This window comes from Streptomyces sp. Ru62 (assembly GCF_002920615.1).
In the GTDB taxonomy this organism is placed as follows: domain Bacteria; phylum Actinomycetota; class Actinomycetes; order Streptomycetales; family Streptomycetaceae; genus Streptomyces.
Window position 1 is genome coordinate 1 of sequence record NZ_PQSU01000045.1, and the last position, 26381, is coordinate 26381.

The window sequence follows — 26381 nt, forward strand, 5'->3', positions numbered from 1 at the left end:
AAGCACTGAGACCTGTCTTCGTCCCGTACATCACCGTCATGTACCCCTTCGCCGCGACGGCGAGGTCACCGTAGCCGTCCCCGTTGAAGTCGGCCGACCTGCCGGCCGCCGACGCCTTGGGGTTCGGCACCGCACCGGCGGGAGAGCCCGCACCCAGGACGACCGCGCCCATCGACATGGCCGTCACGGTGGCCAGCACGGCCAGCCTTCGAACACTGCGCATACGTCCGTCCTTTCGTACCGCTTCAGCCCACGGACATCTGCCGTTCAGATCAGGGCTGCGCCACAGGAGACCGCCCAAGGGAACGAACGGTTGTACGGCAGGGTGACGCCGGTGACCGGACGACAGGAAACTACGCCACCCGCAGAACCGTCCCTCTGCTGGAGAGCACCGGCACCCAGCGCGTGCACTTCTTCGATGACACCCACACCGCCACCAGCCGCCATAAACTCGTCCATGACCGCCAAAGGACTGAAACCGTACAGCACGGAAGTACAGCAACCCCAACGACCACAGATGACTCTCAGCAGCCGTCTACGGCCGATTGATCAGCCCAGCAAACCTCAGTGACCATCCCGCCGAGAGTTCGGGACGGAGAGGTCGTGCCAGACGCGTGCCAGATCGTACGGGGAACCGCGGGGAACACCGGGGAGTCGAGGAACTCGCCTCCAGGCGTCGAGTCCCTTCCTCCCCAGGTCAGTCCCCCAGCTAGCCCCAGATCACCTCAGCTTCCCAAGCTGAGAGTGCGAGTTCGATTCTCGTCACCCGCTCCAAGCTAAAGACCCAGGTCAGAGACCTGGGCCTTTTTGTCGGGCGGTGATCTCTTCGCACGGTGACGGGCGCCGACACCCTCCGCCCGCTTCCTGGCCCCGTCTCGTGCAGCATGGCGGCAACGCTCAAGGCCGGCCTGCCAGGCACCGCCAACTCCTTGATCAACTCCGCGAGATGACGCCGAGTGATCCCCGTGAACAGCTGATGCGCCAGCACCGCTCGATTGACCGTGATCGCCATCCGGATCATGCCAGCTGCCAAACACGATGCCTCACCCGCTATCACTCACCAACTCGTAAAGTGGGTGTCGCAGGCTCGTGTCCTGCCGTCCCTACCGAACCGGGAGCGGTTCAGTGGATGGTGGTCGCCGCCCGACGTACGTACGGGGCATGGAAGACTCACGACACTGACCAAGGGTTGTGCACGCCGGTCCAACTCGACGCGTGAGAAGCGACATGCGTGCAACCTGTGACATCTGGGCATCCGCTGTGCGCTGAGTGCATGTAGGGAGGTGTCCTCGAAGTTCGCCTCCACTCGCATTCCTCTGTCCACACGTCCCAGGGGGACCCTTGAACCTTCGCGTGCCCAACCGCGCCTTCACCCGAGTTGCCACCGCGCTCGCGCTCACTCTGGCCTTCGCCGGTGCGAGCACCGGCCTGCTGCACGGGCCCGAAGCGCAGGCACTGACCGTATCGTCCGGCTCGATGAGCTTCAGCGGCGACGCGGGTGACTACATCAGCGGCGGCCAGTCGTATTCCTACTCGCCGGCCGCCGGCGATACCCTCAACGTCAACGGTTCGAGCGACGACAACCACATCTCCGTCAGCGTCGATGGCGCCAACGGTGACTGGTGGTACCTCGATCTCGCTGCTCCCGCCGGGCAACAGCTCGCGCCCGGTGACTACACCGGCGCCACCCGCTATCCGTTCAACGAGGCCGCGGAGCCCGGCCTTTCCATCGACGGCAACGGACGCGGGTGCAACACGCTGACCGGATCGTTTTCCGTCGCAGACGTGGTCTTCGGCCCGAACGGCTATGTGCAGAAACTCGACGCCACCTACGAGCAGCACTGTGAGGGCGGCACCGCCGCGCTGCGCGGCGAGATCCACATCAACAACCCGGCGCCGCCGGCTGCGCTCGACCTGGGCGTCGCCATCGACGTCAAGGGCACGGCGAGCTACCTGAACGGCAAGGCCACCATCGGCGGCACCGTCAGCTGCAACGAGCCGACCCAGGTGAACGTCTCCGGCACTGTCACGCAGGTCGCCCACCGCATCCTCATCAAGGGCTCCTACGCCACCAAGGTGGCCTGCGAGCCCGGCGCCCCGGTCACCTGGACCGCGACGGCCGCGCCCACCGGAACCACCCCGTTCCAGAAGGGCGACGTCGAGGTGCAGGCCCAGGCTCAGGCCCAGGACCCGCACTACGGCCAGACCGTGACGGTGACGCAGACCGCCGTGGTCGCGTTGAGCAAGGACTGATCAGCCGCACACCGTGGCAATGAACCGGACCGGGTGAACCGTTCTTCAAGGTGAGGTTCCGCGCCGGCGTATCCGGTGCGGAACCTCACCTTGTTATGTCCTGGTTCTCAGGAGTTGCGTACGGTGATCGAGGACAACCCCGGATCCCGGACCAGGCGACGGCTGACATGCGTCTGCGACCGGGGGTCGGCTCGACGCGGAACCCAAAGACGCGTGCCGGAGACCCCCTGTCTTCATGCTCCGCCACGCCAGAATCACCGGCCCCGATGGCCACTTTCGATCACACCGCACTCACGATCGATAGAACAACAGCTTCTCAACTGTGTCCGGTGTGCAAGAGTGCGGCACCCATGGCCGCCCAGCGCACCACGAGCGCACCAGATCGAGCGGGGAACAGCGGGGAATCACGGTGAAAGCTGCCGAGTCTGCAGGGTCAGGAACAGACCGTTCCAGCAGGTCAGCCCCTACAACTGGTACTCGGTGTCCGCGGCTTCCCAAGCTGAGCGCTCCCGCCGCTGTCCGTGTACTCCGAGGAGTCATAGGAGATCCCGCCAGAAGGGCACCGTTGCTCGCGGGTTCCAGCTCTCGTCGACCTCGCCCCGCGCCTCGTCGAACTCCTGGCGCATGTAGTCGGCCAGGTCCAGGCCGTAATAGATGATGTCGGTCTGCCACATTGAGAGCACCGGATGCCCGAAGCTTCCCCGGCCGGCAGGCAGGTATCGGTGGGCATACACGGGCACCAGCACCGGCGCCTCCGCCAGATGATGCCGCGCCGTAGCCAGTGCCGCCGCCCCGTCGGCTGGACGCTCGCCCCAGCCCTCGTACCAGAACTCGTTGTGCTCAACGTCGAGCAGAACACCCTCGACCGGCCAGTCGAGCTGTCGACGCAAGCCGTCCAGATCGCCGCCGCGCCACTCCGGCCAGGGCCTGGACCAGGTCTGCCCGTCCTCTGGAGGGACGTTGACCGGGAGCCCGGCCGCAAGAAATGCTCGATGGTCGTCCGCGAACTCGAAGCCGTACTCGCGCTCGATGCGCGTGAACTCGGCGTCCGTCAGCCCCGGCTCGAACTCATAGAGGCCCGTCTGTGCCAGGCGACGTGCGGCCTCCACACCCAGACGTACTCCCTCATTGCTGATCACCGCCGCACGCTAGCGCCGACTGCAACCAACCGTCACCCGAGTTATGCGCGGGCTCCGTCTCAGTTTCCGTCTCATTCAGCAGCGTTCATGCTCGTTCAAGGTAGCCCCGCCCGCGCATAGGTCCCGGCAGTCAGCGGACAACGTGTGATCATGCCGATATGGCATCTGGTCGGATCATTTTCCTCAATGGCACCTCCAGCTCGGGGAAGTCGAGCATCGCCAGGGAGCTTTTGGACATCCTGGACGATGGTGTCTTCTTCCACATGGCGGTCGACGGCTTCAACGCGATGCGCAGTAAGCGGGAGCTGGGGGCGGAGGAACTCGATGCCGCGCTGCGGCGGACCAGGATGGGCTTCCACCGCTCGATTGCGGCCATGGCCGAGGCGGGCAACGACATCGTGGTCGACCATGTGCTGAGCGAACCGTGGCGGCTGCTCGACTGCCTGACACTGCTACGGCCTGAGGACGTGCTGTTCGTCGGTGTCCACTGCCCGTTGGACGAGCTTGCCCGCCGCGAACTGGCCAGGGGCGACCGCCCGCCGGGCCTCGCGGCGCACCAGTACGACCTGGTCCACGGCCACGGTGACTACGACCTGGAGTGCGACACCAGCACGGCAAGCCCACGTGAATGCGCGCAACGGATCAAGGAGTTTCTCCCGCACCGCCCCAGCCCCACCGCCTTCACCCGCCTCCGCCGACGCCGCCTGACTGACGGCCGGGAACCGCTGACGGCGTGAGGCATGCGTACTCGGCCGTTGGTTCGCTCGTGGCCGGCACCTGAGCCCTGGGGCTGATCCTTACGGGCAAGAGCCTGTTCATGAAGATCCACGTCTACGGCTGGAGTATTAAGGTGGTCGTGCCCTTGGCGTGCCCTTAAGGACGGACGACTGCGGCCAACAGCGGTGTCATCCCGCCCACACGTAAACATCACCAGATTGCATACGCCCAGGTCACAGCCTGTCCGGGCGCCGAAGCACCATCGCTTCCCAAGCTGAGAGCGCGAGTTCGATTCTCGTCACCCGCTCTTTGAGAAACCCCCAGGTCATAGACCCGGGGGTTGTTTGTTGTCTAGACCAGTGCGCGGGCTGCACACCACATCCGCACCACAAGGGCGCGGCTAGCTGCCGGTGGGCTTCTCGTTGTGGTTGGCACTACAGCTGTCGTGCCAGAAGGTCTGCGGCCAGGTCGGCGAGGGCGCCGGGGGTCGGTGCGGCGTCGAGCTGGGCTCCTCGCTCGTCCGGTTCGAGGGGCTCGAGCGTGGCGAGCTGCGAGTCGAGCAGCGAGCCCGGCATGAAGTGGCCGTGGCGTCGCCGGAGCCGGCTCGCCAGCAGCTCGCGGTCGGCCGTCAGGTGCAGGAAGAAGGCGTCCGGGCAGGCCGTTCGCAGGGTGTCCCGGTAGCGTCGCTTGAGTGCGGAGCACGCGACCACCGCACCGGTGCCCGCCACATCGTGCTCGTGCAACCAGCGGCCGATGGACTCCAGCCAGGGCCGGCGGTCGGCATCGTCGAGCGGCGTGCCGGCCGACATCTTGGCGATGTGGGCAGGGGAGTGGAAGTCATCGCCATCCGCGAAGGGAACGGCCAGCCGTTGTGCCAGCAGACGGGCCACCGTGGTCTTGCCGATCCCTGCGACGCCGGTGACCACGACGCACGGGGGCCGATGCTCAGTGCGGTCCATCATCGGGTAGCGCTTCGGGATGCAGCAGGTCGCTGCGCCGCCGTTGTGCGCCCTCGTGCGGCCGGGGAGGAGGTCCGTCGGATCCGGCCGGATACTCCTCCAGTGGGACGAGGTTGTTCTCCCATGCGCTCAGGACGGGTGTCAGCACCCGCCATGCCTCTTCCGCCTCGTCGCCACGGATGGACAGGGCCGGATCGCCGTTCATGACGTCCAGCAGGAGCCGGCCGTAGGCGGGCAGGTCGGGCGGCTCCATCCGCGCGGTCAGCGAGAGCTGGGTCAGGGCCTGGGCGCGTGCGCCGATGCCCGTCATGTCGAGGGTCATCCCTTCCGGCTCCAGTCCGAACCGCAGGACGTTGGGCAGGGCCTCTCCCTCGTGGCCGAAGGGCAGGTGGGGAACGGAGCGGAAGCGTACGGCGACCTCCTTGCGGTCCCGTCCGAGCGCCTTGCCGCTGCGCAGCCGGAACGTCGTCCCGGACCAGCGCCAGCTGTCCAGCTCCAGTTCGACCTCGGCGAAGGTCTCCGTGCGCCGCCCGGGATCCACGCCCTCCTCGTCGACGTAGGCGGGAGTGGCGTGGTCGCCGATCCGGCCGGACAGGTACCGTGCGCGGCGCGTGCGGTGCACGACGTCGTAGTCGGTCAGGAGCCGCACGGACCGCAGCACGTCGACCTTGCGGTCGCGCAGATCCCGCTCGCCGAGGGTGATCGGCGGCTCCATGGCCACGAGGCACAGCAGTTGCAGCAGATGGTTCTGCACCATGTCCTTCAGCGCGCCGACGCCGTCGTAGTAACCGGCCCGGCCTTCCAGGGCGAGGGTCTCGTCCCAGACGATCTCCACTTCCGCGATGTGGGTGCTGTTCCAGATGGGCTCCAGCACCCGGTTGGCGAGCCGGCTTCCGAGCACGTTCTGGACGGTCGTCATGGCGAGGAAGTGGTCGACCCGGAACACCGCCTGCTCGGGCACGAGACCGGCGAGCAGCAGGTTCAGTTCCCGGGCGCTCGCCAAGTCCTCGCCGAACGGCTTCTCCAGCACGATGCGGCTGCCCTGCGGCAGGCCCGCCTCGTGCAGGGCGGTGACCATGTGCGGGAAGAGCGCCGGCGGGAGGGCCAGGTAGACGGCGATCGGGTCGTCGCCGGCGACGACCGCGGCGACGTCCTCGGAGTTGGTGACGTCGGCCCGCCGGTAGTGGGCCGAGGCCGCGACGGCCTTCCTGACACCGGCGGGGTGGGAGCCGCCGTGGCGGTCGAGCTGGTCGGTGATCCATCCGCGGTACTGGTCGCTGTCCCAGTCCTCCCTGCTCGCGCCGGTCAACCGGAAGCCGTCGCGGACGTGCCCCGCGGCCCGCAGGGCGGCCAGGGCCGGCAGGAGGTAGCGAGCGGTGAGGTCTCCCGTCGCGCCGAAGACGGCGAGCCGATCGATCATGCGCGAGCACCTGCCTTCGCCCGGGCGAGATTCACGCCACTGGCGATGATCCCGATATGGCTGAACGCCTGGGGGAAGTTGCCCATGAACTCCCCCGACGTGGGGTCGATCTGTTCCGGCAGCAGTCCGAGCGGGCTCGCACGGGCACACAGCGAGGCGTACAGCTCCTCGGCCTCCTCGATCCGGCCCTGGGCGGTCAGGTTGTCGGCCAGCCAGAAGCTGCACAGCACGAAGGCGCCCTCGTCGCCGGGCAGGCCGTCGGCTGATTCATGGTGCAGATAGCGGTGGAGCAGCCCGTCGCCGGCCGACAGGCGCTCGGCAATGGCCGTGGTGGTCGCCGCCATCCGCGGGTGGTCGGCCGGTACCACCCGACGCATCGGGAGCGCGAGCAAGCTCGCGTCCAGCACGCCGCCGCCGTTCAAGTGTGCGCTCAGCGTCTGCGCGTCCTCGTCCCAGGACTCCTCCAGGATGAGCCGGCGCAGCCGTTCGGCCGAGGCACGCCAGGCCGTGGTCGGCCCGGGCAGGCCGAGCCGTTCGCCGATGGCCGCGGCCCGGTCCAGGGCCACCTGGCACATCGCGGCCGAGTAGGTGAACACCCGGCCGTCGCTGCGCACCTCCCAGATTCCCTGGTCCGGCCGGCGCCACGCCTGCTCCGCGGTGTCGGCCAGCCCCGCCAGGCCCGCCCACAGCGCGGGCTGCACCTGCCTGCCCGCGCGCAGCCACTGGTCGGTGCGCAGCCACTGGTCGGCGCAGTCCAGGATCTCGCCGTAGACGTCGTGCTGGCGCTGGTCGGCCGCGCCGTTGCCCCACCGCACCGGGGCGGAACGGCGGTACCCCTCCAACTCGGGGTCCTCGATCTCGTCGGGTACGGGGCCGCCGTCGAGGTTGTACATGATCCGGGGGCTGCGGCTCTGCTCGACGGCGTCGAGGACCCAGCCGAGGAAGGCGTCCGCCTCGCCGGTGAAGCCGATGCGCCGCAGGGCGAACACGGCGTAGGCAGCGTCCCGGATCCAGGCGTAGCGGTAGTCCCAGTTGCGGATTCCCCCGACCGGCGCGGGCAGGGAGGACGTGGGGGCCGCGACCAGGGCGCCGTTGGCCCAGTCGTCGCACAGCTTCAAGGTGATGGCGGCACGCCGGACCAGTGCCTCCTGGGGACCGGAGTAGTCGAAGTGCTTCATCCAGCGCCGCCACGCCTCGACGGTGTCCGCCAGCAACGCGTCGACCTGGAACCGGTGGTGGCGATGGAAGCGGCCCGAGGACAGGACGAGGTCGAGGTGTTCGCCCTGGCTGAGGTCGTGGACGCTGTGCAGGCCGGTCAGAGGCCGGTTGGAGCGCAGGTGCAGGCGCAGGTCCGGCCGCCGCGCGGGCCTCAGTCCCAGGCCGCTGAACAGCGCCTGCGCCGTGCCGCCGCCGCGCGGCTCCAGGTCCACCCGCAGCCGGACGTGCCCGGACAGGACCACGGCCGACCGCACCAGTTCGCGCCGCCCGGCAGGAAGGTCGTCGGTGAGGTCGGCGCCGGGCCGCAGGGCCAGCGCGTCGGTGACCCGCACCAGACCGGTCGCACTGCGCATCTCGGTCGTCAGTACGCCGGTGTCGGACTCATAGCGCTGCCGGGCCTCCACCAGGTCCTCCGGCGTGAGGGTGAAGTGCCCTCCTCGTGCGGTGTCCAGCAGGCCGCAGAACAGGGGGTCGGAGTCGAACCGGGGAAGGCACATCCATGGGATCGATCCGTCCAGGCCTACCAGCGCGGCCGTCGAACCGTCCCCGATGAGGCCGAGGTCCTCCAACGGCAGGTAGCCCTCCCGTCTGCGGACCGGACGGAACGGAGGATCGGGATCGTGCATGGCTCCTCGCTTCCGCAGCGCCGAGAGCACCGTCCGGCGCGGCGTGTAGGTCCGGAAAGACGTCACCTAAAAGGTGATCAGCACCTTCACGACGTCTTCGAGTTTCTTGTCCGCGACCTCGAAAGCCCGGTCCATGTCGTCGAAATGGAACGTGTGGGTGGTCATGCGCGTGGGGTCGACGCGCTTCGCCAGCAGCACGCGCAGAAGCCGTTCCATGCGGAGCCGGCCGCCGGGGCAGAGCCCTGTCGCGATCGTCTTGTCCGCCATGCCGACGCCCCATTCGACGCGGGGGATGCGTACGAACTCGCCCTCGCCGAAGTAGCCGATGTTGGAGATCGTGCCGCCCGGCTTGGTGATCTTCACCGCGGTCTGGAAGGTGATGTCCGCGCCCAGTGCCTCGATGGCGGTGTCGACCCCTTGGCCCCCGGTCAGCTCGTGGATCCGTTCGACAACGTCCTCGCTGGTGAAGTCGACGATCTCGTCGGCGCCGTACTCGCGCGCGAGCTTCTGCCGGCTGGCGACCGATTCGACACCGATGACCTGGCCGGCGCCGCGGAGCCTGGCCCCCGCCGTCGCCATCAGGCCCACCGGTCCCTGCGCGAGCACGGCCACGGTCCCGCCGAGCGGGATGTCCCCCTTCTCGGCTCCCATGAATCCCGTCGACATCATGTCGGCGCAGTAGACCGCCACGTCATCGCTGACGCCGTCGGGGATCTTCGCGAGATTGGCGTCGGCATCGTTCACGTGGAAGTAGTCGGCGAAAACCCCGTCCTTGTGGTTCGCGAACTTCCACCCTCCGAGCGGTCCTCCTGACTGCGACGGGTCCCCGTTCTGAGCGGCCAGGTCCCCCCAGTCGGGGGTGATGGCGCCGACCAGCACCCGGTCGCCGGGCCGGAAGTCCTTCACCTCACTGCCCACGGCGTGCACCGTGCCCACCGCTTCGTGGCCCAGTGTCAGGTTCTCCCGTGGGCCGATGCCGCCGTGAACGGTGTGGGAATCGGATGTGCAGATCAGGGCCCTGGCCGTCCGGACCACGGCGTCGCCCGGCCCCGGCTCCGGGACGGGCTTCTCCATGAAGCCCACCCGACCGATCTCCTTCATCACGAACGCCTTCATGCGCCTGTCCTTCCTCCTGGCTCACCGTCGTCCGCGACGACAGTGGCCAGCCGGCTCGGCTCTGGCATCCGGCATCACCGGTCACTCCTGCCACTGTCGCAAGATCCGAGCCCGCTCGCGACTCGACCGCATCGCGGTCCTCAACCGGGAAAGGTCCGTCATCAGGGCCGGACCCGGGGCCATCCTGCTGACCCGCCCGCGCGTCCGCATCGCCCGACCCGGCGACGAGGGCGACGCTGGTCAGCGTCGGGCTTCGCGCGGGCAAGGACGGAGAACGCGGTGGCCGTGGACCCGGCAACGGGAGCACCGACCGAGACCGGCGTCATCGATGCCGTACCCGCTCGGTGTCCCCGTGGCGGTCCACCCCTCACACGGTCGTGCGCGGACACCTGCTCACCGCCAACTACGGCTCCGGCAACGTCACCTCGTTGCCCCTCGCCCCGCTCCCGGACGGCACCCACCGCAACGTCTCCCCGTCGGCGCCGGTCGTTTCGCCCGACGGCCGCCACCTGTGGACGGCGGTACGAGGCACCGACACCATCACCGTCCTGGCTCTCGACGCGGCCGGCGAGCATGCGGAGCCGGTCGCGACGGTCCCGTGCGGAGGGCGATGGCCACGCGATCTCGCCCTGCACCCGTCCGGCGCGTGCCTGTACGCGGCCAACGAGCGCTCGGAAGACGTCACATGGCTGGACGCGGACCCCACGACCGGCATCCCGTACCGCGCGGGTCCGCTGTCGGTCCCGGCGGCCTCCAGCGTGGTCTTCGTCCGACGGCCGCGCGCACCGTTCCGGTCACGCCTTCCCGCGGACGACGGCGACCGGGCAGTGCGCGTGGTGCAGCAGCGCTTGGCTCACCGAACCCAGCAGCATTCCGGAGAAGCCGCCGCGCCCCCTGGCTCCGACCACCATCAACTGAGCGTTCCTGCTCGCCTCGATCAGGACCTCGCGGGTTTCCCCACTCAGCACTTCCTGTCCGACCGTGACGTCCGGATACCTCTCCCCGCGACCGGCGACCGCCTGGGCCAGCAGACGTTCCGCACTTTCCGCGCCCGTACCGGCCGGCGCGTGGTCCGGCAGCCACGCGTGCACGGCGCTGATCCCGGTTCTCCGCAACGATGCCTCACCGAAGGCGAACTCGACCGCTCTCTCGCCTTCGGCGGAGCCGTCGACGGCCAGCACGACCGGCCCGGTGCCATCCGATTCCTCGCGGACCACCATCACCGGGCACTCGCCGTGGGCGGCCAGGGACACCGCCGTCGAACCCAGCAGCATGCCGATGAAGCCCCCCGTGCCCCGGCTGCCCACGACCACCAGGTCCGCGCCCCGCGACTCAGCCTTCAGCACCGATACCGCATCGCCCATCATCACGGTATGGGCGACCTCCAGCCCGGGCGCCACACCCTGGGCACGCTGTGCGGCGTCGTGCGCCAGGCTCGTGAACGGTGCCGGGTCCAGTGGTGCGTACATGGGCCTGACCGGCCAGGTGAAGGCATACACCACATGGAGCTTCGCACGACGTCGCTGGGCTTCCCTGGCGGCGTGCACCACCGCGGTGTCACTCGCCGACGAGCCATCCACCCCTACGACGACCAGGCCGCCCACGGCGCCTCCAGCACTCACTTCGCTTCCGGTCTCCCACCGGCCACTTCAACTCCAAGCTTCACGCCGTCCAGGTGCCGCCGCCAGCCGGCAACGAAGGCGTCGGCACCTGGGCGTGAACGATCAACGTTGTAGAAGGGGCTGCCCTCCGTTCCCGCAGCTGCCGCAGGCACGTCGGCGCTGATGACGGCCGCCCGGACAGCCCGGGGGCCGGCAGGACGTCCATCTGGCGCAACCGTTCCGGGCTGGGGCTGTCTGCCGGGTGGGCGGCCTGGGCGGAGTTCGGGTACGGCAGCACGGCGGCCGGGACACCGCCGACACGCCCGCCGGCCGCGCCGGCCGACCCGGGGAGACCGCGGTGTCGTCCCGTCCGCGCCGGGACGGTTCCCGGCGCGGACGGGCTCTCACCACCGGCATGCACCCGCGCCTCCCGCTTCGCTCCTCACGGCGGAAGGCCGGCCGAGGGCGGAAGGCCGGCAACAGGTGTTCCGGGTCAGGAATGTCCGGCTGCTGATGCGTCGTCCTCGCTTCGCGTCCAGCGGCGGACGCATTCCATGGGAGGCGGTCCGCCGGCTGTCGCATCACTGAATCCGGGTGGCGGACAGCGGTCGCAATCCGCCGACGAGTCGCATGTGTCCGTCTGCGGAGGTGACCCGGTCACGGCAGGATGTCCGTTCCGTTGAAGCGGAGCAGCAGGGCGAGATCGCGGATGTCGTCGTGCCGGGTGACCCACAGCAGGAACCGTTCGACACCGAGTCCGAATCCCGACGTACGCAGCGGGTGCCGGGCGTTCATGTCCACGTACCACCGGTACGCGTCTTCGGGGACCTCATGCAGCGCGAGTGCGCGCCGCAGGTCGGCGACATCGGTGTGCCGCTCGCCGGCACCCACCGTCTCGCCGATACCGAAGAGCAGGTCCGCGCTCAACGCCTTGGCCGGGTCGTCCGGCGCGAACGCCTGGTAGAAGGGGACGCTGAGGTGGTCGGGATGCGTCAGCCAGACGTATCCGCCGAACTTGTCCATGAGCAGCCGCTCCCCCTTGCGGGTCAGGCTGCGGCACTGCGGCTCCAGCACGTTGACCGTGTCGGGTTCGCCCGCGAGCAGGTCGACCGCCTCTTCGAAGGGGACCCTGGGCAGTGCGCTGCTGCCCGCCAGGATCTCCAGGTGCTCCACGGTGCCGGCCATCTCGGTGACGATCTGGCGGCCGTGGGTGAGGAACGAGGCGGCAAGGTGCCTCAGATACTCCTCGACGACCGCCATGACCTCATCGAGACCGCCCGGGATCTCCGCCTCGCTGTGGAAGAACTGGCACAGATGCGTCTGGTCCGCCTGCTCGCCGCGGAACGACGGCATGAGGTAGTACGCCCCCTGCGGCGCGACTCGGCAGCCGAATTCCAGCATGAACTGCATCGAGTCCGCCAAGTAGGTGCGCACGCCATCGAGCTCCACCTCCACCGGAGAGCTGTCGCTGCCCCGGCCCATCGGGCTGGAGATGGAACCGGTGGTGACCGGGAGGTGCAGGTTGCGGGCGCCCTTGGCGGTCCAGAATTCCGTCGTGCTGTGCGTGACGATGTCCTGGAGCACAGCCAGGTTGCGGTACCACGGATCTTCCAGCACGGCCAGGTAATGGTTTTCCGGGCGGGTCCACGAGCGGGGGGCCTTGATGGTTTCCCCGGACGCAATGGGCATTGGTTCTCCTCCGTCGATTCATACGTGAAGACGTGCTCTTACCGTCGAAATCCGCCACGTCCCATACTTTTCCCGGAGCGTGGGCCGGTCCAGGTTTTTGGAGTGCGGGCGGTTGCCATGACGTGTCGCCGCCACCCCTGGTCCCCTTCTCACATGCCGGGAACGGCGGGAGCGGCAGCGGCGACCTCATGTCCGCAGCAGTGCCAGACAGTCCGCCAGGAGCCTCGTGGACTGCGGTGAGTGGCGGCAGGTGGCCGCTCCCGACCTCAGCGCGCGGGCCATGTCCAGGTAGGACGACATGCGCAGTTCACCCGGCGGCGGAACGGGATGCCGCATGACCCCACTCGCGTCCTCCACCCACAGCTCGCGGCCGTGCAGGACCACGGACCGCTCGGTGTCCGTGAGTCTCAACTGCATGTCGCTGATCACCGAGCGGACGGTGACCACCAGCGACAGCCGGGCCCCGAAGGCGAACGCGACCGAGCCCGCGGCCACCCCGGTGTCGAGACCTTCGAGGCCGGCTGTGACCGGCTCTCCGAAGAGCTGGCAGACAAGGTCGAGGTAGGGGCTGACGGCGTCCAGCGCGGCCCGTGACGCAGGCCGCACCCGGTCCGTGACCGGCCGCAGCGCCCGGCCCTGGCCGGGCGGCGGTCCCAGGTCCGGCGCGAAGGTGGAGACGAGCAGTCCGCCGCAGGCCAACGCGGTCCAGGGAATCCGGGTGAGGGCATGGTCGAGGGTCAGCAGTCCGCGCAGCGGAAGCACCATGCCCATGGGGGCTTCGCCGACGACGTCGTCCTCGGCGAGCTGATCGAGCTCGGTGAGCGACAGCGGCGGTCCCTCTTCCAGCAGCACCGCCTTGCCGGCGGCACGGGCCGCCCTGCTGAGGGCGACCCGGTCCTCGGGCGGGACCGCGAGGACCAGCAGCTCGATCTCCGGGCTGTCGAGAAGTTCGGCCCATCTCCGTGCGGCCTCGGGCCCTGATCCCGGTACGTCCCGGAGATCGCGTTCGGCGTGCGTGCCGAAGACTTCGCAGCGCCCCAGAGTGTCCCGCGCTCTCCAGGCACCGAGCCCGTCACCGACAACAGCGGTGAGTATCGGCATGGTTGGCTTTCCGGAAGGCCGGCTTTCGCCGCTCAAACGGAGATCGCCACCCTCTGCCAGGTGGTCGCTCCGAACGCCGGCGACCTCACGCTCCGCACGGCACGCGGCCCGGTGGTGCCGAGCCAGGTCAGCAGCGCGCCCAGGCTCTCCCGCAGAACGACCCGCGAGAGCACAGCGCCCAGGCAGTAGTGCTTGCCGAGCCCGAACGCCAGATGACGTGGGCCCGTCCGGCCGGGGTCGAACGTGTCCGGGCGGTCGTACACGGCTTCGTCCCGGTTGGCGGAAGCGATGACGAGGACCACGCGCTGACCGGCCGGCACCCGGTGTCCGCCGATCTGCAGGGAGGCCGTGGTGGTGCGCGGCACGAAGTGGAACGGGGCGTCGTAGCGCAGGGCCTCCTCCACCACGGCTTCCAGAGCCGTGGTGGAGGCAGCGGCCACCGCCCGTTCCCGCGGGTCGCGACAGAGCAGCGCATCGGCCGCCGTGGCCAGGGCGCTCGCCACCGGGTCGATGCCGCCCGTGAGCAGCTGGGAGAAGAGAGCCAGCGCCTCGTCCGGGCACAGCCTCGCGAGGCCGCGCAAGGGGACCAGGCGGTCGTCCCCGGTGGTCAGCAACCGCGGGCAGACGGTGTCCTGGAGATATCCGCGGAGTTCACCGATGGCCGCCAGGGCGACACGGGCCCGTGCGGGGTCCGCCGTCGGTGTGCTCAGGAAGCCCATGAGCCGGGCCGACCACTCCCTGACCCGGTCCACGTCGCCGGCCGGCACGCCGAGCACGGCGCACGTGAGCCGCGCGGCCAGGGGAGCGGCGAAGGCGTCGAAGAGATCGACCTCGCCCCGGGGCATCTCCCCGAGCTCCCCCAGCAGTTCGTGCGCCGTCCCGCGCGCCAGGCCCGCCCATGCCTCGGCGGTACGGCGCGGGAAGGCGGGCGCCACCACCTCGCGCAGGCGGGTCTGGTGGGGCGGATCGCTGAAGACCATCCAGGAGTTGAAGAACGCGACCGCCTGTTCGACCTCGGCAAGGTCGGCGGCGTCCTGCCGTCCCGTGTAGTCGCCCGGTACGGCCGACAGGGCCGGCTCGGTCAGCAGTCGGGACACCAGGTCGTACGTGGTGACGTACCAGGAGTTGGTCGGTGGGTTCCAGTGGACGGGTTCCGCCGCCCGCATCCGTGCGAAGGCGGGATACGGGTCGACGGCCGTCTCCGGCGACAGCAGTACGGCCGGGTCAAACACTCCGGTTCCTCCTTTTCAGCCAGGACGTCACCAGGGGCGCCGCACCCGCGAGCGCCCCGGCGGCCGTGAGCGCGCGCCCCGCCCGCGTGCCGCGCGCGCCTGCCGCCAGTAGCCGCCGGTATCCGTGGGAGCACCTGGCGGGCGCCGTGAAGAGCGGCATGGAGAACCAGGACAGATGCCAGAACGAGATGTTCATCGTCGCCTTGACGGTCCCGTGGAAGGCCGCCGAGGACAGACCCAGCAGTGCCTTGCGCTTCCACATCGCGACCAGGGCGGGCGCGAAGGCGAGTTCGTAGAGCAGCGCGCCGGTGGACGCGGCCCGCGCCAGCGCCGGACTCGACGCCGACAGCCGCTTGCCCGCCGGCGTTCCCAGTTCCGCCCACGCTCCCCGCAGCGTCCGTCCCCGCGTCCACTTCCAGCCCACCGTGTTGAGTTTGGACAGGCCGGACTGCAGGTACATGGCGGCGTAGTAGGCCTGCATGGCCAGGAGCAGGGCGGCGGCATACTCCTGGTCCGTCTCCTGCGTACCGCCGCGTGCGGCGGTGTCGTCGACGAGGGACAGCAGGCCCAGGAACACGTTGAGATGGCTGTTGTAGCTGTACAGGCTGTCGTCGAGACCGACCACCTGGCGCTGCAGCAGGGCGAAGGACGCGTTCGCCGTGAGCTTGACGGCCGGATGCCGGGCGCCGAGCATCCAGGCTCCGGTCGACGCGGCCGCGACGTACCGCAGTGCCTCATAGGTCACAGGGTGGAGAGTGCGGCTGCGCCCTCGCTTCCCGGCGGCCTCCTCCACCAGGGGCCGGTAGTCGGCGAGAAACCTGCCCGGCGGGAGGTGCCACACCGTGCGCAGCACGGCGGCCCCCGTGGTCAGGCGGCAGAGAAGCAGCCGGTCCGCTGTCCCGTCCTGGTGCAGTCCGGCCGTTGCCACGGCGCTGAGCCAGTGGCCGGCGAGCCGGGTGGCCGGTTCGCGACCGGCGGGCTCCGAACGCCCCATGGTGGGTTCTCCTACCTGTCTTGTACGAGCCAGTGGATGGTGTCGTCCGCGGCGATTCCGCGCGGATCGTGGCGGTGGAGCAGCTGCGCCGACCGCACCGAGGCGCGGTCGCGGGCATCGCAGGTGTCGTCGACCTCCACCAGATGGAAGTCGATGGCCTGGAAGGGTGCCCCCGTCGGAGACCGCGGGGAGGCTCGCACCTCGTCGAAGTCGTCCCAGGGGGTTTCGTTGATCAGCTCAAGCGTCCGCTCGCAGAACCTGGTGCGCAGCTCCCGGTCCTCCGAGACGAAGAAGACCTTGTTCAGGATCGAGATGACCCGGAAGAACTCCACCGGGAGCAGGCACCAGGGGTCGGTCGGCCCGACCGTGCCCCCGTCCGCGTCGTGGAGCACGACCCGCATCTGGTGCCATCGGTCCGGCAGGTCGTAGTTGAACATGTTGTACGCGCAGAACGGCCAGGTGTTCCGGTTGCGGAAGGTGTGCCAGAACTGGACGGCCAGGTAGCCGGCCGCTGCCGCCAGAACGGCCCGCGCGGGGCGCTGGATGGTCATGACTGCCTCCGGGTGGTGGCCGGGCCGGGGGCGTCGTACCGCCCCCGGCCGGGCCGTCCGCCGACGTTCGACCGGATCAGGAACCGTTCGCCGCGGTGACGGCCGCCACGATCCCGTCGCGAGCCACTCGCCGCTCCGCGCCGGAGGCCATGTCCGTGACGGTGGCCTCGCCGGTGCCCAGGACCGAGACCAGACGGGCCACTTCCGCCTCCTCTGCGATGCTCTGCGCCTTGGCCTCGTCCACCGGGTCGAAGACGGCCTGGACCGACAGGCCCGCGTCCCGCAGCCGGCGCACGGTCTCCAGCACGGTCCGGTCGTCCCCGCCCTCGTGCCGGACGACCGTGACGGCGTCCTGGCGCAGGCCGCGCTGCTTGCGCACGCCGTCCTCGCGCAGCAGCCCCATCAGCCGCGCCAGGCCGACGGACATCCCCACGCCGGGGTAGCTCCTGCCGTTGACGTGCTTGAGCAGGTCCTCGTAGCGGCCGCCGGCGCCGATCGCTCCCCAGTGCTCACGTCCGGTGGCGAACGTCTCGAACACCGTTCCGGTGTAGTAGTCGTGTCCCCGGGTGATGGAGAAGTCCAGGACCAGGTGGTCCTCGGGCATGCCCAGGTCGTGGGCCGCCCGGATGACGGTGTCCAGCTCGTCCACGCCCACGAGGTCGGCGCCGCGCAGCTTGAGCAGGTCACGGGCGTCGGACAGGGTCGGCGAGCCGACCAGCCGGCCGAGGTCCGCCGCGACATGCTCGGGTATGCCCGACGCCGCCAGCTGCTGGACCGTCTGCTCCACCGGCTGCCGGTTGCCCTTGTCGAGGATCTGCACGATCGCCCTGGCCCGGTGCACCCGTACGCCGTGGCTGTCCAGCAGCGCGGCGAGCACCTTGCGGTTGGAGATGTGCACGGTGAAGCCGTCGACGCCGATGTTCTGGAAGGCGCCGACCAGCGCGTTGGCGATCTCCGCGTCGTAGAGCAGGCTGAGTTCGCCCTGCCCGATGACGTCCACGTCGCACTGGTAGAACTCGCGCCAGTGCGTGGCGGTGGGCATCTGCTCCGCCCGCCACACCTTGTTGATCTGGTAGCAGTGCAGCGGGAAGGACAGCTTCGCGGAGTGCTCGGCGATGAACCGGGAGACGGGCACCGTCAGGTCGTAGCGCAGCGCGAGGTTGGCCCCGGTGTACGACTCGGGGGGCTCCTGCACGGTGAAGGCGAACTCGGGAATGCCGCCGTCCAGGTACTGGGCCCCGCCGGCCACCAGGACCTCCTGCCGCTGGATGCAGGCCGAGTCGAGCGGGCGGAAGCCGCGGGCCTCGAAGCCCCGGCCGATCGTACGGATGACGTCCTGCTCGAACATCACATCGGCGGGCAGGGACTCGGGGAACCCCGGCATGGAGATGTCGAGCTGCCTGGCCGCGGTTTCCTCGCGCCCAGATGTCGTGATGCTCATCGATTGATCCAATCTTGTCTGCGGGACGGCGCGACCGGCCCGTCCCGGGTACGGCTGTTCCGCCGAGAGGCGGGCCCAGCCCTTGCCGCGAGGGCTGTACCGGCCCATCAGCCGGCCGGGCCGAGCAGCGTGAGGCGCGGTGCCTCCTCCTTCATGCAGAGCAGGCGCGCCCTCGCGCCGACCGGTACCGTCGCCATGGGGGTCGAGTGGCCGAACGCGTAACCGGCCGCGATCGGCAGGCGGGCGGGCACGATGTCCCGCAGCACCTGGTCGTAGTCGGCGAATCCGCTCAGGCACCTCTGGGGTCTGCCGATCCGGCCCACGAGCACGCCCACCGACCGGTCGAAGACCCCGGCATGCCGCAACTGGCCGAGCCTGGCGGCGAATTCGTCCGGTGCGACGCCTTCGGCCTCCAGGAAGACCAGGCTGTCCTCCGGCGGGTCGGCGTAGGGGGTGCCGAGCGTGAGCGACAGCACGGCCAGTGAGCCGCCCCAAAGGACGCCCTCGGCCTCCGCCGCGCCCGCGCGGACGGTCCGGACCCGTTCACCGCCCGCGCGGGGCGCGCGGGGCCGGTCGTCCTCCTTGTCCCACCAGAGCATCTCGTCCGACCAGGTGTCGGGTCCGGTGAGCGTACGGCGGTCCCAGGGGCCGTTCAGACCGGCGACGGCGCGGAACTCCGCCCGGGTGTACTGCCAGGCGCCGCCCGCCTCGCCCCATTCGGAGATCACCATCGGCCCGTGGAAAGCCACCAGGCCCGCCCTCCGGGCCGTGGTGTTCAGCAGGGAGGTGAGGTCGCTGTAGCCGATCAGCGGCTTGCGGGCGGCGCCCACCAGCTGCCAGTCGATGTGCGGGAGCACATTGATCAGCGTCCAGCCTCCGACCGCTGCGACGATGCCGTCGCAGGCGGGGTCGTCGAGCGCCCGGTGCAGTTCCGCGGCCAGCGTGGCGGGGTCCCGCGTCGACACCCCCTCGGCGGCGGCGCAGGAGGGCAGCGGGCGCACCGTGAACCCCTCGCCCTCCAGCGCCCGCACCCCCCGGGCGAACCGCCCGGGGAAGGCGACGGGCGCCGGCGAGCTGGGGGCCCACACCGCGATGGTCGCGTCCTCGGTCAGGGGGGACGGCCACGTGGTCATGAGCGGTCCTTACAGCGCGGTCGAGGTGAACAGCTCGGGCTCGACATCCGCCGGCTCCTTGCGGACCAGCAGCGTGGTGAAGCCCATGTGGCTGAGGTTGACGCGGAACAGCTGCATCTGCTCGCGGTACCGCTTGCCCAGCAACTCACGGGCGTCATCGGCGAGTTCGGCCAGGTGCGGGCGGCGCAGGATGTCGTCCACGAACCGGTCGACCGCGTCGGCCGGGACCGCGTCGAAGCGGTAGTCCTGGAGCCAGTACTCGTGCCGCTCGGCGCCGACGAAGAAGTCGATCCAGAAGTCGCGGTAGAGGGGCGTGATGTCGACCTGGATGGCGGCGGACACATCGGCCACGAGCTGGTCGGACGGCACGTCGATGTAGTACATCGGGATCGCGCCGATGAACCCTCCGGGCTTGAGGACCCGGGTGTACTCGGCGAGGGCCTTGTCCCGGTCCGGGATCAGCGACGTGACGTTCCCGCAGAAGACCATGTCGAAGTGCGCGGGCGGATAACCGGTGTCGGTGGCGTCCTTGCGCTCGAAGGTGATGAGGTGGGCTACGCCGGCCTCCTCGGCCCGGCGGCGGGCCTCGACCAGGCTCTCCTCGTTGATGTCGATCGCCGTGATCCGGCAGCCGACGAGCTTGGCGAGCTCCACCGCGGTGATGCCGGTGCTCGTGCCGATCTCCAGCACGTGCGAGTCCTTCGTGAGGAAGCCGTGCTGCGCGATCTGCGCGATGCTGCGGATACCGCCCGGCGGGCGGTTGGTCTCCCGGACCACGCCGATGAGCTGGTTGTAGTCCATCTTCTCGATCTCACCGATGGTGAACATTCGCGGTTCGTCCCTTTTCTCGTGATGGGTCTTGTGATGGGTTCTTGCGATGGGTTTCTGCGATGGGTTCTTGTGGGGGTCGTCGTGAGGTGTCAGGCGCCCGGGTCAACCTCGGTCCTCAGTTCGCCGGCGACGCGGCGCGCGAGCGCCTCGTACTCCTCGCGGCTGTCGGCACCCAGGACCACGAAGGCGCACCACTCGGACGGATTCGTCCGCTCGACGCTGTCTCCGACCCCGCGCAGCCGCTGCGCCCGCAGGACGCCGTCGACCGCACGCATCTCCTCCACGGTGGGGATGGCCGTGATCCGCCCCGCCTGCGTGGGACGCAGATGGAGTGCGCCGAGGTAGGGCTTGCTGGGCCGGGGCTCGGGGATCCGTCCGGTCACCGTGGCGCGGGCTATGGCGGTGTGGATCTCGTAACCGAGGTACTCGCTGATCACGGCGCCGATCCAGCCGCCCGCCATGCGGGAGGCGATCTCGGAGAAGACCAGTTCGCCGTCGGGCCGTTCGAAGACCTCCAGGTGGGTGGCGCCGTGGGTGATGCCCAGTGCCGAGTTGACCTCCAAGTGCAGCTCCGTCACGCGCCGGTACAACTCGGGTGCGTCGTCCTCGGTGATGAGGTAGCTGCCGTCCTCCGGGGTGCCGTCGGGGTCGGGTACGGCCTCCGGGTCCAGCAGCGCCAGCCGGGGCCGGTAGTAGGTGCTGACGAGCAGGTACAGCGGCCGGCCGTCGTGCCACAGCGCGTCGACGTGGTACTCGCGTCCCGGGACGAACTCCTCGGCGGTCAGCTGGTGGGACTTCAGGTGAGGGTCGGGCACGATCCCCGCCAGCACCGGCTCCAGCTCCTCGGGCTTGTCGACCCGGAGCGCGCCAATGGTGCCAGAGCCGGCCACCGGCTTGACCACGATCGGGAAGGTGAGCCGATCGCGTACGGCGGCCACGTCGTCGGCACGCGACGGATCGGCCAGCGTGATCCAGTCGGCGGTCGGGACGCCGGCTCGGCGGACACGCTCCTTCATCAGCCGCTTGTCCCGGAAGGAGACGTGCCGCATGCAATCGTCGGCCAGCCCGAGCAGAACGCCGAGGTACCCCGCGCCGAACTGGCTGAACTCGGTGAAGCTCACGATGTGGTCGATGGCCGCACCGCGCAGGACGAGGTCGGTCGCGACGGCCGACATCTCCTCCAGGGAGTCGAAGTCCTTGATCCGGTACACCCGCTCGGCCCTGGCCAGAAGTTCCTGGTCGGGATTCATGAACGTGGTGTCGAACTCGTCCAGAACGACGAAGACGTGCGGGGTGAGGTCGAGCATGGAGCGGACCAGTTGTTCGCTCCACTTGCAGATGATTACCTGAGGGCGTCCGGTGGACGAAGACATGGCACATCCAGGCTGGGAAAGAAATCAGGGCGGGAAACAGGGCGGTGACGGTCTATTCGACGCGGAAGGAGAATTCCGAAAGGACGCGGGCGGCCGCCTCGTGCAGGGCGGGTTCACTGTCCCCGCTGATCAGGAACGCCGCGAAGAAGTTCTCGTGTTCGAGGGAGCTGACGCGGAACCCCTCCCAGAGATAGCCGTCGACCACCCCGGGCAGCCGCTTCATCCGCTCCAGCGGGGTGGCGTCGACGATCGTGCCGGCGGCACGGGGTTCGACATGGACGAGGCCGACCAGTTCGTCGTTGCGCGTCACGGTCCGCAGGTGATCGGCGTCCTCGTCACCCAGTGCCATGAGAACCATCTGCTCGACCGCGTCGATGCCGCAGGTGCGCCGGATGGCGGCGGGATGCACACCGCCGGCGACCCGGGGGTTGATCTCGATCAACTCCACGGAGCCGTCCTCGGCCACCCGGGCCTCGACGTGCAGCCAGCCCCTGGCGAGCCCGAGGTCCGTGCACAGCGCGCTGATCCTGCCGGTCATGGCGTCGGCGCCCGCCCGCACCGCACCCGCGGACAGCGGGGAGAGGAGCATCCCGGTGTCATGGTTGCGCTCCTCGTCGCGCGCGCTCTTGTCGACGCAGAACAGGCCACGGAACTCGCCGTCGATCACGGGCCCGTCGATCGAGATCTCGACGCCGTCGATGTGTTCCTCGACGATGATCTCGAAGTCCGGGCCGGCCGCCTCGGCGATGTCCCGCAGGTGCCGCCGCAGTTGCTCCTCGCTGTCGGCCCGGCGCACCAGCCGCGACGCACCGGAGTCGACGCAGGGCTTCACGACGACCGGGTACGAGTGCACCGCCGAGATGTCGTACGTGCCCGCCCGGCCACTGTCGAACCACAGGGACGACAGTCCGAGGCGCCGCATCTCGGCCCGGACCCCGGCCTTGCTGACCAGCACCTCGCGTGCGTGTTCTCCGCCGGGCACGCCGTAGTGCCGGGCGAGCCGGGCCTGCCACCGGACGAGCGGGTCGACCAGGTTCACCACGCCCGCCGGGGCCACACCGGCGGCCTCGACGGCCTTCACGGCCTCGTCCACGGTGGCGTCGTCCCATTCGACGACGACATGCGCGTCGCACGCCTCACGGTTGATGTCGTCGGGATTCTCCGAGACCAGGACCGGCCGCCTGCCCAGGTTCCTGAGCAGCTCCGCCACGTGGCGGACCCCACCGACGGACCTCTTCGAGAGGACGAGCACGTCTTGAGAGTGTGTCATCTGGACATTTCCTCTGTTCGGTCGGTCACTTCTCGGACCGAGGGTCGGCACCGGGCGCGGCGGTGACGGGTGTCCGTTCCTCCCGCGCGTCCCGCGCGCCGTCGTCCCGCGGCGTCGTCCACCAGCAGGCGATGCCGCAGCCGATCGCGGCGATGCCGCCGGCCAGCATGATCGTGCGGGGGCTGGTGACCTGGGCGAGTCCGCCGGCGGTGAGGGCGGCGAGCACGGCGGCTCCGTAGCTCGCCGCCTGGGTCGTCGCGTACACCCGTCCGATCAGCGCGTTCGGGGTGACTCGCTGCAGGTACGAGGCGACCGCCACGTTGTAGACGAAGGTGGCCGCGCCGATGGCGAAGAAGGTGCCGAGTGCGACCCAGAGTCCTCGGGCCAGGCCGAATCCGGCGCGTGACAGGCCGGCGGCGACCAGGGACAGCACCATGGTCGGCCCCGTGCCGAGCCGGCCGGCGATGTACGGCGCGGCCCATCCGCCCAGGGCGCTGCCCACCGCCGCCGCGGTGAACAGCAGGGCGTACTCCTCGTCCGTCAGCCGCAGGTCCTGCTTGGCGTAGACGACGAGCAGGGCGGACCCGGTGAGCAGGACGAAGTTGAGGACCGCCGAGGTCAGTGCGATGGCACGGACCAGAGGTGTGCGCCAGACGGCGGCGAGCCCCTCGCGCATGTCCCGGCCGATCCCCGAGACGGCGGACCGGAGCCCTCCTGCCCGGGTGGACGGTTCCACGCCCGGCCGGCCCTCGACCGGTCGCGCCGGGGCCCGCAGCATGAGGACGAGGACCATGGCGCCCGCGAACGTGGCCCCGTTGGCGAAGAACGGGAGACTGGCGGACACCCCGATGAGAAGTCCGGCAGCCGGCGAGCCCAGGACGTCCTGGGCGAGCATGCGGGCGACGAAGAGGCGCGCGTTGCCCTTCTCCAGCAGCCGTTCCGGGAGCAGCTCGGACAGGAGTGGCTGTGCGGCGCTGTCGGCGAACACCTCGAACAGCGGCAGCAGGACGGCCAGCGCGTAGACGAAGGCGAGGTCGGTCCTTCCCGCCTGTACCAGCAGCGCGAACGCGAGGACGAGGAGGGTGCGCAGTGCGTGGGCGACCGCGATCACCCGTCTTCGGTCGAGGCGGTCGACCACGACGCCGGCCAGCGGACCGACGAGCAGCCCGGGCAGGGCGGCGAAGACCGCGATCAAGGTGATGTCGACGGCGTCGTCGCTGACCGAATAGGCGATCAGGGGAAGCGCCACGAGACGCAGTCCGTCTCCCAGGTTCGCGAGCGTCGAGGAAGACCAGAGGATCCAGTACTGCCTGCCCAGTCCGACTACCACCGATTTCCCCCGATCAGATTTCAAAAACTCCGTCACAGATTTCCGAAGTGCTTACCACCAGCCGCTTATGAGCATTTCCATTGCCCCCCTTCCCCCGTCGGCCGTGATTCCCGGTGACACCAGACCGTCGTCCGCCCGGTGTTGAAATCATTTCGCGTATCAAGGGTTCCGGTCCAGCTTTCGAGGCTTCGTCCTATCGCCTTGGCGCAAGCAGGACACGACTGCAGTGCGTCTCACCATCCGAGACGGACCAACCCTCACCTGCGCGGCCCGAGGGAGCTTGCGACAAACCGGGCAACAAAGTTGAATCAGAAATAAAGTCTTAAGAAACGCAGGCCGTTGGTGTACTGTCACGGGCGACCGCCGGGGCCCTACAACCCCGGCCAACGGGGATCCGGCCGCATCCAACGGGCCGGCCATGAATACTGGCTGTATTCAAGGGGGATGATTCGTGGGAACGGGCACCAATTCCACAGACGCGTTGGCCCAGGTGCTGTATCGCACCGCCCGGAGCCGATGTTCGTGGGATCCCGACGACGTGGCCGAGGAAATAGCCTGTTCGCCCCTGGAGGCGGAGCAGGCGATCGAGCACCTGAAGGAGATGGGGCTGCTGGTGCCGGCCCCCGCGCACCCGTCCGGCTACCAGGCGGTCCGGCCCGGCAACGCCCTCTCACGCCTCATGTCCCTCGAACGGGAACTCACCGAGGGATGGATCCGGGAACGGACGCACCGGCAGGAACAGATCCTGTCCCTGCTGAGGGAGTTCCCCCTGCACACCGGACCGACGCCCGAGGCCACCATCGACCTGCTGCCCGGCGGTGCCGCGGTCAATGACTTCATCGAGGAGCACACACTGCAGGCCCGGGAGCAGGAACAGGCCATGCACCCGGGCGGCGTACCACCCGTGGAACTCGTGGACGAGATGATCCACCGTGATGTCGCCGCACTCCGGCAGGGAGTCCGCCTTCAGGCGATCTACGCCCACCATCTCGCCGCGGTGCCGCATCTGCACGAGTACCTCACCGAGGTCAGCCGGTACGGAGCGGACGTACGCGTCGCCCCCGCCGTGCCGTTGCGGATGCTCGTCATCGACGACGACCTCGCGATCCTTCCGATGGACCCGCACGACACCGCCAGGGGCGCCTTCGCCATCCGCAGCCACCAGGTGATCGGAGCACTGCGCGCCGTGTTCCGGTTCCACTGGGCCGCCGCCGCGCCGCTGGCCGCCTCATCCGAGCGGCAGGAGGTCAACAACCTGCTCAGTCCGTCCGAGAAGATGGTCATCCACATGATGGCGATGGGCACGAAGGACGAGGCGATCGCCCGGCAACTCGGCGTCTCCACCCGCACGTTGAGCCGTAAGATCTCCCAGCTGCTGGAACGGCTGAGCGTGCAGACGCGCTTCCAGGCAGCCGTGAAGCTCACCCGGGCCGGCGTCCTGGACATCACGGACACCCCGGTCCGGGACCTGGCCAGCTGACCGGTCTAACGTCCCGGGCGGCCCGGGTGTCTGGCGAGGAGGTAGACGATCCCGTACAGGTCCGTGCGGCCCTCCGCTCGCAGGGCCTCGCTTGCCGCGTCGCAATAGTCGATCGCGGCCTCCCCAGCGGCGGGCACTTCCTCACCGGTCACGAGATCGTGGCCGGTGAGGTCGTAACCGGCGGCCCGGAGGAGCTCCAGCAGCTCCACCGGGCGGTGGCCGTTCACACGCAGGCCGTCCGGCCAGAACTCCAGCCAGATGTCGGGGCGGGCAGCCTCCAGCACGCGCCGGGCGCCCTTGAGGGCCTCCAGCTCCCAGCCTTCGACATCGACCTTGAGCAGATCCGGTGCCCGTCCGGTGAGGTGGTCCGCGCACACGTCGTCCAGCGTGGTGACGGGCACGGTGACGGAGTCGACCGGGGCGGGCACCAGGCCCGGGTTGAGGGCGTGGCAGGCGAGGTTCGTCGCGCTGCGCCACAGCTCCAGTCTGCCCGGCGCGGACCCGGCCGCGGCCCTGACGATGTCGACGTTGTCGTGACCGTTCGCGGCCATGTTCCGTTCGAGCAGCCCGGCCATCACGGGTTCCGGCTCGACGGAGACGACCCGCCCGCCCCGGCCCACGTGGTGGGCGAAGAGCGAGGCGGTGTAGCCGTAGTTGGCGCCGACGTCCAGCACCGCCGCACCCGCCCTGGTGAGCCGGCGCAGCAGCCTGGTCTCGTGCTCCCAGCTCACGCCCGAGGTCAGCACGTCACCGTAGTGGCTGGCGTCCTCGCGCAGCACGGTCAGCCGCGCGCCCCACTCGGTCTCGATGCCGACCTTCGTGAATTCCCGCACCATGCACACCAACCTCGGAGAGAGCCGACGGACGCCCCCGGCATCCGGCTCCCATCCTTGGCGCACGCCCGGCC

Annotated in this window: 21 protein-coding genes and 2 pseudogenes; 4 read left to right on the forward strand and 19 right to left on the reverse strand. The window is 69.6% G+C overall.

Annotation, left to right across the window (positions count from 1 at the left end; translation table 11 throughout):
- A pseudogene (locus C3492_RS39040) lies at window positions 1-223 on the reverse strand (hypothetical protein); the annotation flags it as partial.
- A 1118-nt stretch (window positions 224-1341) separates the two neighbouring features.
- Between C3492_RS39040 and C3492_RS39050 the strand changes: the two are divergent.
- On the forward strand, window positions 1342-2253 hold the full coding sequence (locus tag C3492_RS39050; protein WP_103817359.1) for a hypothetical protein: 912 nt from the start codon (window positions 1342-1344) through the stop codon (window positions 2251-2253).
- A gap of 536 nt (window positions 2254-2789) precedes the next feature.
- Here C3492_RS39050 and C3492_RS39055 read toward each other — a convergent pair.
- Entirely contained in the window at window positions 2790-3392 is a 603-nt protein-coding gene (locus C3492_RS39055) for a hypothetical protein (RefSeq protein ID WP_103817360.1), read from the reverse strand.
- Window positions 3393-3550: 158 nt separating this feature from the next.
- Between C3492_RS39055 and C3492_RS39060 the strand changes: the two genes are divergently transcribed.
- Complete coding sequence (locus C3492_RS39060) at window positions 3551-4129, forward strand: chloramphenicol phosphotransferase CPT family protein (protein ID WP_103817361.1); 579 nt, start codon at window positions 3551-3553, stop codon at window positions 4127-4129.
- Window positions 4130-4543: 414 nt separating this feature from the next.
- Here the strand turns inward: C3492_RS39060 and C3492_RS39065 are convergent, their stop codons facing one another.
- The 4 genes from C3492_RS39065 to C3492_RS39080 all read right to left on the reverse strand — a co-directional run bounded on the left by C3492_RS39065 (window position 4544) and on the right by C3492_RS39080 (window position 9448).
- On the reverse strand, window positions 4544-5071 hold the full coding sequence (locus C3492_RS39065; RefSeq protein WP_103817362.1) for a gluconokinase: 528 nt from the start codon (window positions 5069-5071) through the stop codon (window positions 4544-4546).
- A complete protein-coding gene (locus C3492_RS39070) occupies window positions 5055-6488 on the reverse strand; it encodes a glucose-6-phosphate dehydrogenase (RefSeq protein WP_103817363.1) in 1434 nt (477 codons plus the stop codon). The genes C3492_RS39065 and C3492_RS39070 overlap by 17 nt, the downstream gene beginning before the upstream one ends.
- Window positions 6485-8332: a glycoside hydrolase family 15 protein gene (locus tag C3492_RS39075; protein ID WP_103817364.1), complete on the reverse strand. Its 1848-nt coding sequence runs from the start codon at window positions 8330-8332 to the stop codon at window positions 6485-6487. The genes C3492_RS39070 and C3492_RS39075 overlap by 4 nt, the downstream gene beginning before the upstream one ends.
- A gap of 66 nt (window positions 8333-8398) precedes the next feature.
- On the reverse strand, window positions 8399-9448 hold the full coding sequence (locus tag C3492_RS39080; protein WP_103817365.1) for an NAD(P)-dependent alcohol dehydrogenase: 1050 nt from the start codon (window positions 9446-9448) through the stop codon (window positions 8399-8401).
- 377 nt (window positions 9449-9825) lie between these two features.
- Here C3492_RS39080 and C3492_RS39085 point away from each other — a divergent pair.
- A pseudogene (locus C3492_RS39085) lies at window positions 9826-10203 on the forward strand (lactonase family protein); the annotation flags it as partial.
- 39 nt (window positions 10204-10242) lie between these two features.
- Here C3492_RS39085 and C3492_RS39090 read toward each other — a convergent pair.
- The 12 genes from C3492_RS39090 to C3492_RS39150 all read right to left on the reverse strand — a co-directional run bounded on the left by C3492_RS39090 (window position 10243) and on the right by C3492_RS39150 (window position 23994).
- Entirely contained in the window at window positions 10243-11052 is an 810-nt protein-coding gene (locus C3492_RS39090; protein WP_103817366.1) for a universal stress protein, read from the reverse strand.
- A gap of 654 nt (window positions 11053-11706) precedes the next feature.
- Window positions 11707-12738: an amino acid--tRNA ligase-related protein gene (locus C3492_RS39100; RefSeq protein ID WP_103817367.1), complete on the reverse strand. Its 1032-nt coding sequence runs from the start codon at window positions 12736-12738 to the stop codon at window positions 11707-11709.
- 186 nt (window positions 12739-12924) lie between these two features.
- Entirely contained in the window at window positions 12925-13839 is a 915-nt protein-coding gene (locus C3492_RS39105) for a hypothetical protein (protein ID WP_103817368.1), read from the reverse strand.
- 32 nt (window positions 13840-13871) lie between these two features.
- Window positions 13872-15071, reverse strand: coding sequence for a cytochrome P450 (locus C3492_RS39110; protein ID WP_103817369.1), 1200 nt, complete (start codon window positions 15069-15071; stop codon window positions 13872-13874).
- Window positions 15064-16065, reverse strand: coding sequence for a hypothetical protein (locus C3492_RS39115; RefSeq protein WP_103817370.1), 1002 nt, complete (start codon window positions 16063-16065; stop codon window positions 15064-15066). Before C3492_RS39115 ends, C3492_RS39110 begins: the two co-directional genes overlap by 8 nt.
- Before the next feature lie 11 nt (window positions 16066-16076).
- Window positions 16077-16616 (reverse strand): hypothetical protein, encoded by a 540-nt coding sequence (locus C3492_RS39120; RefSeq protein ID WP_103817371.1) that lies wholly within the window; start codon window positions 16614-16616, stop codon window positions 16077-16079.
- A gap of 76 nt (window positions 16617-16692) precedes the next feature.
- Window positions 16693-18057 (reverse strand): ATP phosphoribosyltransferase regulatory subunit, encoded by a 1365-nt coding sequence (locus C3492_RS39125; protein ID WP_181140777.1) that lies wholly within the window; start codon window positions 18055-18057, stop codon window positions 16693-16695.
- A 107-nt stretch (window positions 18058-18164) separates the two neighbouring features.
- A complete protein-coding gene (locus C3492_RS39130) occupies window positions 18165-19190 on the reverse strand; it encodes an LD-carboxypeptidase (protein ID WP_103817373.1) in 1026 nt (341 codons plus the stop codon).
- Window positions 19191-19199: 9 nt separating this feature from the next.
- Window positions 19200-20018 carry a class I SAM-dependent methyltransferase gene (locus C3492_RS39135; RefSeq protein ID WP_103817374.1) on the reverse strand — a complete coding sequence of 273 codons (819 nt, stop codon included), beginning with the start codon at window positions 20016-20018 and terminating at the stop codon, window positions 19200-19202.
- Window positions 20019-20110: 92 nt separating this feature from the next.
- On the reverse strand, window positions 20111-21394 hold the full coding sequence (locus C3492_RS39140; protein WP_103817375.1) for an ATP-grasp domain-containing protein: 1284 nt from the start codon (window positions 21392-21394) through the stop codon (window positions 20111-20113).
- A gap of 52 nt (window positions 21395-21446) precedes the next feature.
- Complete coding sequence (locus C3492_RS39145; RefSeq protein ID WP_146075783.1) at window positions 21447-22664, reverse strand: acetyl-CoA carboxylase biotin carboxylase subunit family protein; 1218 nt, start codon at window positions 22662-22664, stop codon at window positions 21447-21449.
- A 25-nt stretch (window positions 22665-22689) separates the two neighbouring features.
- Window positions 22690-23994 carry an MFS transporter gene (locus tag C3492_RS39150; RefSeq protein ID WP_181140778.1) on the reverse strand — a complete coding sequence of 435 codons (1305 nt, stop codon included), beginning with the start codon at window positions 23992-23994 and terminating at the stop codon, window positions 22690-22692.
- Between the two features lie 538 nt (window positions 23995-24532).
- Here C3492_RS39150 and C3492_RS39155 point away from each other — a divergent pair.
- Window positions 24533-25474, forward strand: a complete 942-nt coding sequence (locus C3492_RS39155; RefSeq protein ID WP_103817378.1) for a LuxR C-terminal-related transcriptional regulator — start codon at window positions 24533-24535, stop codon at window positions 25472-25474.
- A 5-nt stretch (window positions 25475-25479) separates the two neighbouring features.
- Here C3492_RS39155 and C3492_RS39160 read toward each other — a convergent pair whose 3' ends face one another.
- Entirely contained in the window at window positions 25480-26310 is an 831-nt protein-coding gene (locus tag C3492_RS39160; protein WP_103817379.1) for an FkbM family methyltransferase, read from the reverse strand.
- Window positions 26311-26381: the final 71 nt, after the last annotated feature.

Coding starts and splice junctions, on each gene's coding strand:
- C3492_RS39060 (WP_103817361.1), top strand. CDS start 3,551: ATGGCATCTGGTCGGATCATTTTCCTCAATGGCACCTCCAGCTCGGGG.
- C3492_RS39120 (WP_103817371.1), bottom strand. CDS start 16,616: ATGACCATCCAGCGCCCCGCGCGGGCCGTTCTGGCGGCAGCGGCCGGC.
- C3492_RS39135 (WP_103817374.1), bottom strand. CDS start 20,018: ATGTTCACCATCGGTGAGATCGAGAAGATGGACTACAACCAGCTCATC.
- C3492_RS39065 (WP_103817362.1), bottom strand. CDS start 5,071: ATGATGGACCGCACTGAGCATCGGCCCCCGTGCGTCGTGGTCACCGGC.
- C3492_RS39130 (WP_103817373.1), bottom strand. CDS start 19,190: ATGACCACGTGGCCGTCCCCCCTGACCGAGGACGCGACCATCGCGGTG.
- C3492_RS39140 (WP_103817375.1), bottom strand. CDS start 21,394: ATGTCTTCGTCCACCGGACGCCCTCAGGTAATCATCTGCAAGTGGAGC.
- C3492_RS39105 (WP_103817368.1), bottom strand. CDS start 13,839: ATGCCGATACTCACCGCTGTTGTCGGTGACGGGCTCGGTGCCTGGAGA.
- C3492_RS39100 (WP_103817367.1), bottom strand. CDS start 12,738: ATGCCCATTGCGTCCGGGGAAACCATCAAGGCCCCCCGCTCGTGGACC.
- C3492_RS39115 (WP_103817370.1), bottom strand. CDS start 16,065: ATGGGGCGTTCGGAGCCCGCCGGTCGCGAACCGGCCACCCGGCTCGCC.
- C3492_RS39080 (WP_103817365.1), bottom strand. CDS start 9,448: ATGAAGGCGTTCGTGATGAAGGAGATCGGTCGGGTGGGCTTCATGGAG.
- C3492_RS39070 (WP_103817363.1), bottom strand. CDS start 6,488: ATGATCGATCGGCTCGCCGTCTTCGGCGCGACGGGAGACCTCACCGCT.
- C3492_RS39125 (WP_181140777.1), bottom strand. CDS start 18,057: ATGAGCATCACGACATCTGGGCGCGAGGAAACCGCGGCCAGGCAGCTC.
- C3492_RS39145 (WP_146075783.1), bottom strand. CDS start 22,664: ATGACACACTCTCAAGACGTGCTCGTCCTCTCGAAGAGGTCCGTCGGT.
- C3492_RS39075 (WP_103817364.1), bottom strand. CDS start 8,332: ATGCACGATCCCGATCCTCCGTTCCGTCCGGTCCGCAGACGGGAGGGC.
- C3492_RS39160 (WP_103817379.1), bottom strand. CDS start 26,310: ATGGTGCGGGAATTCACGAAGGTCGGCATCGAGACCGAGTGGGGCGCG.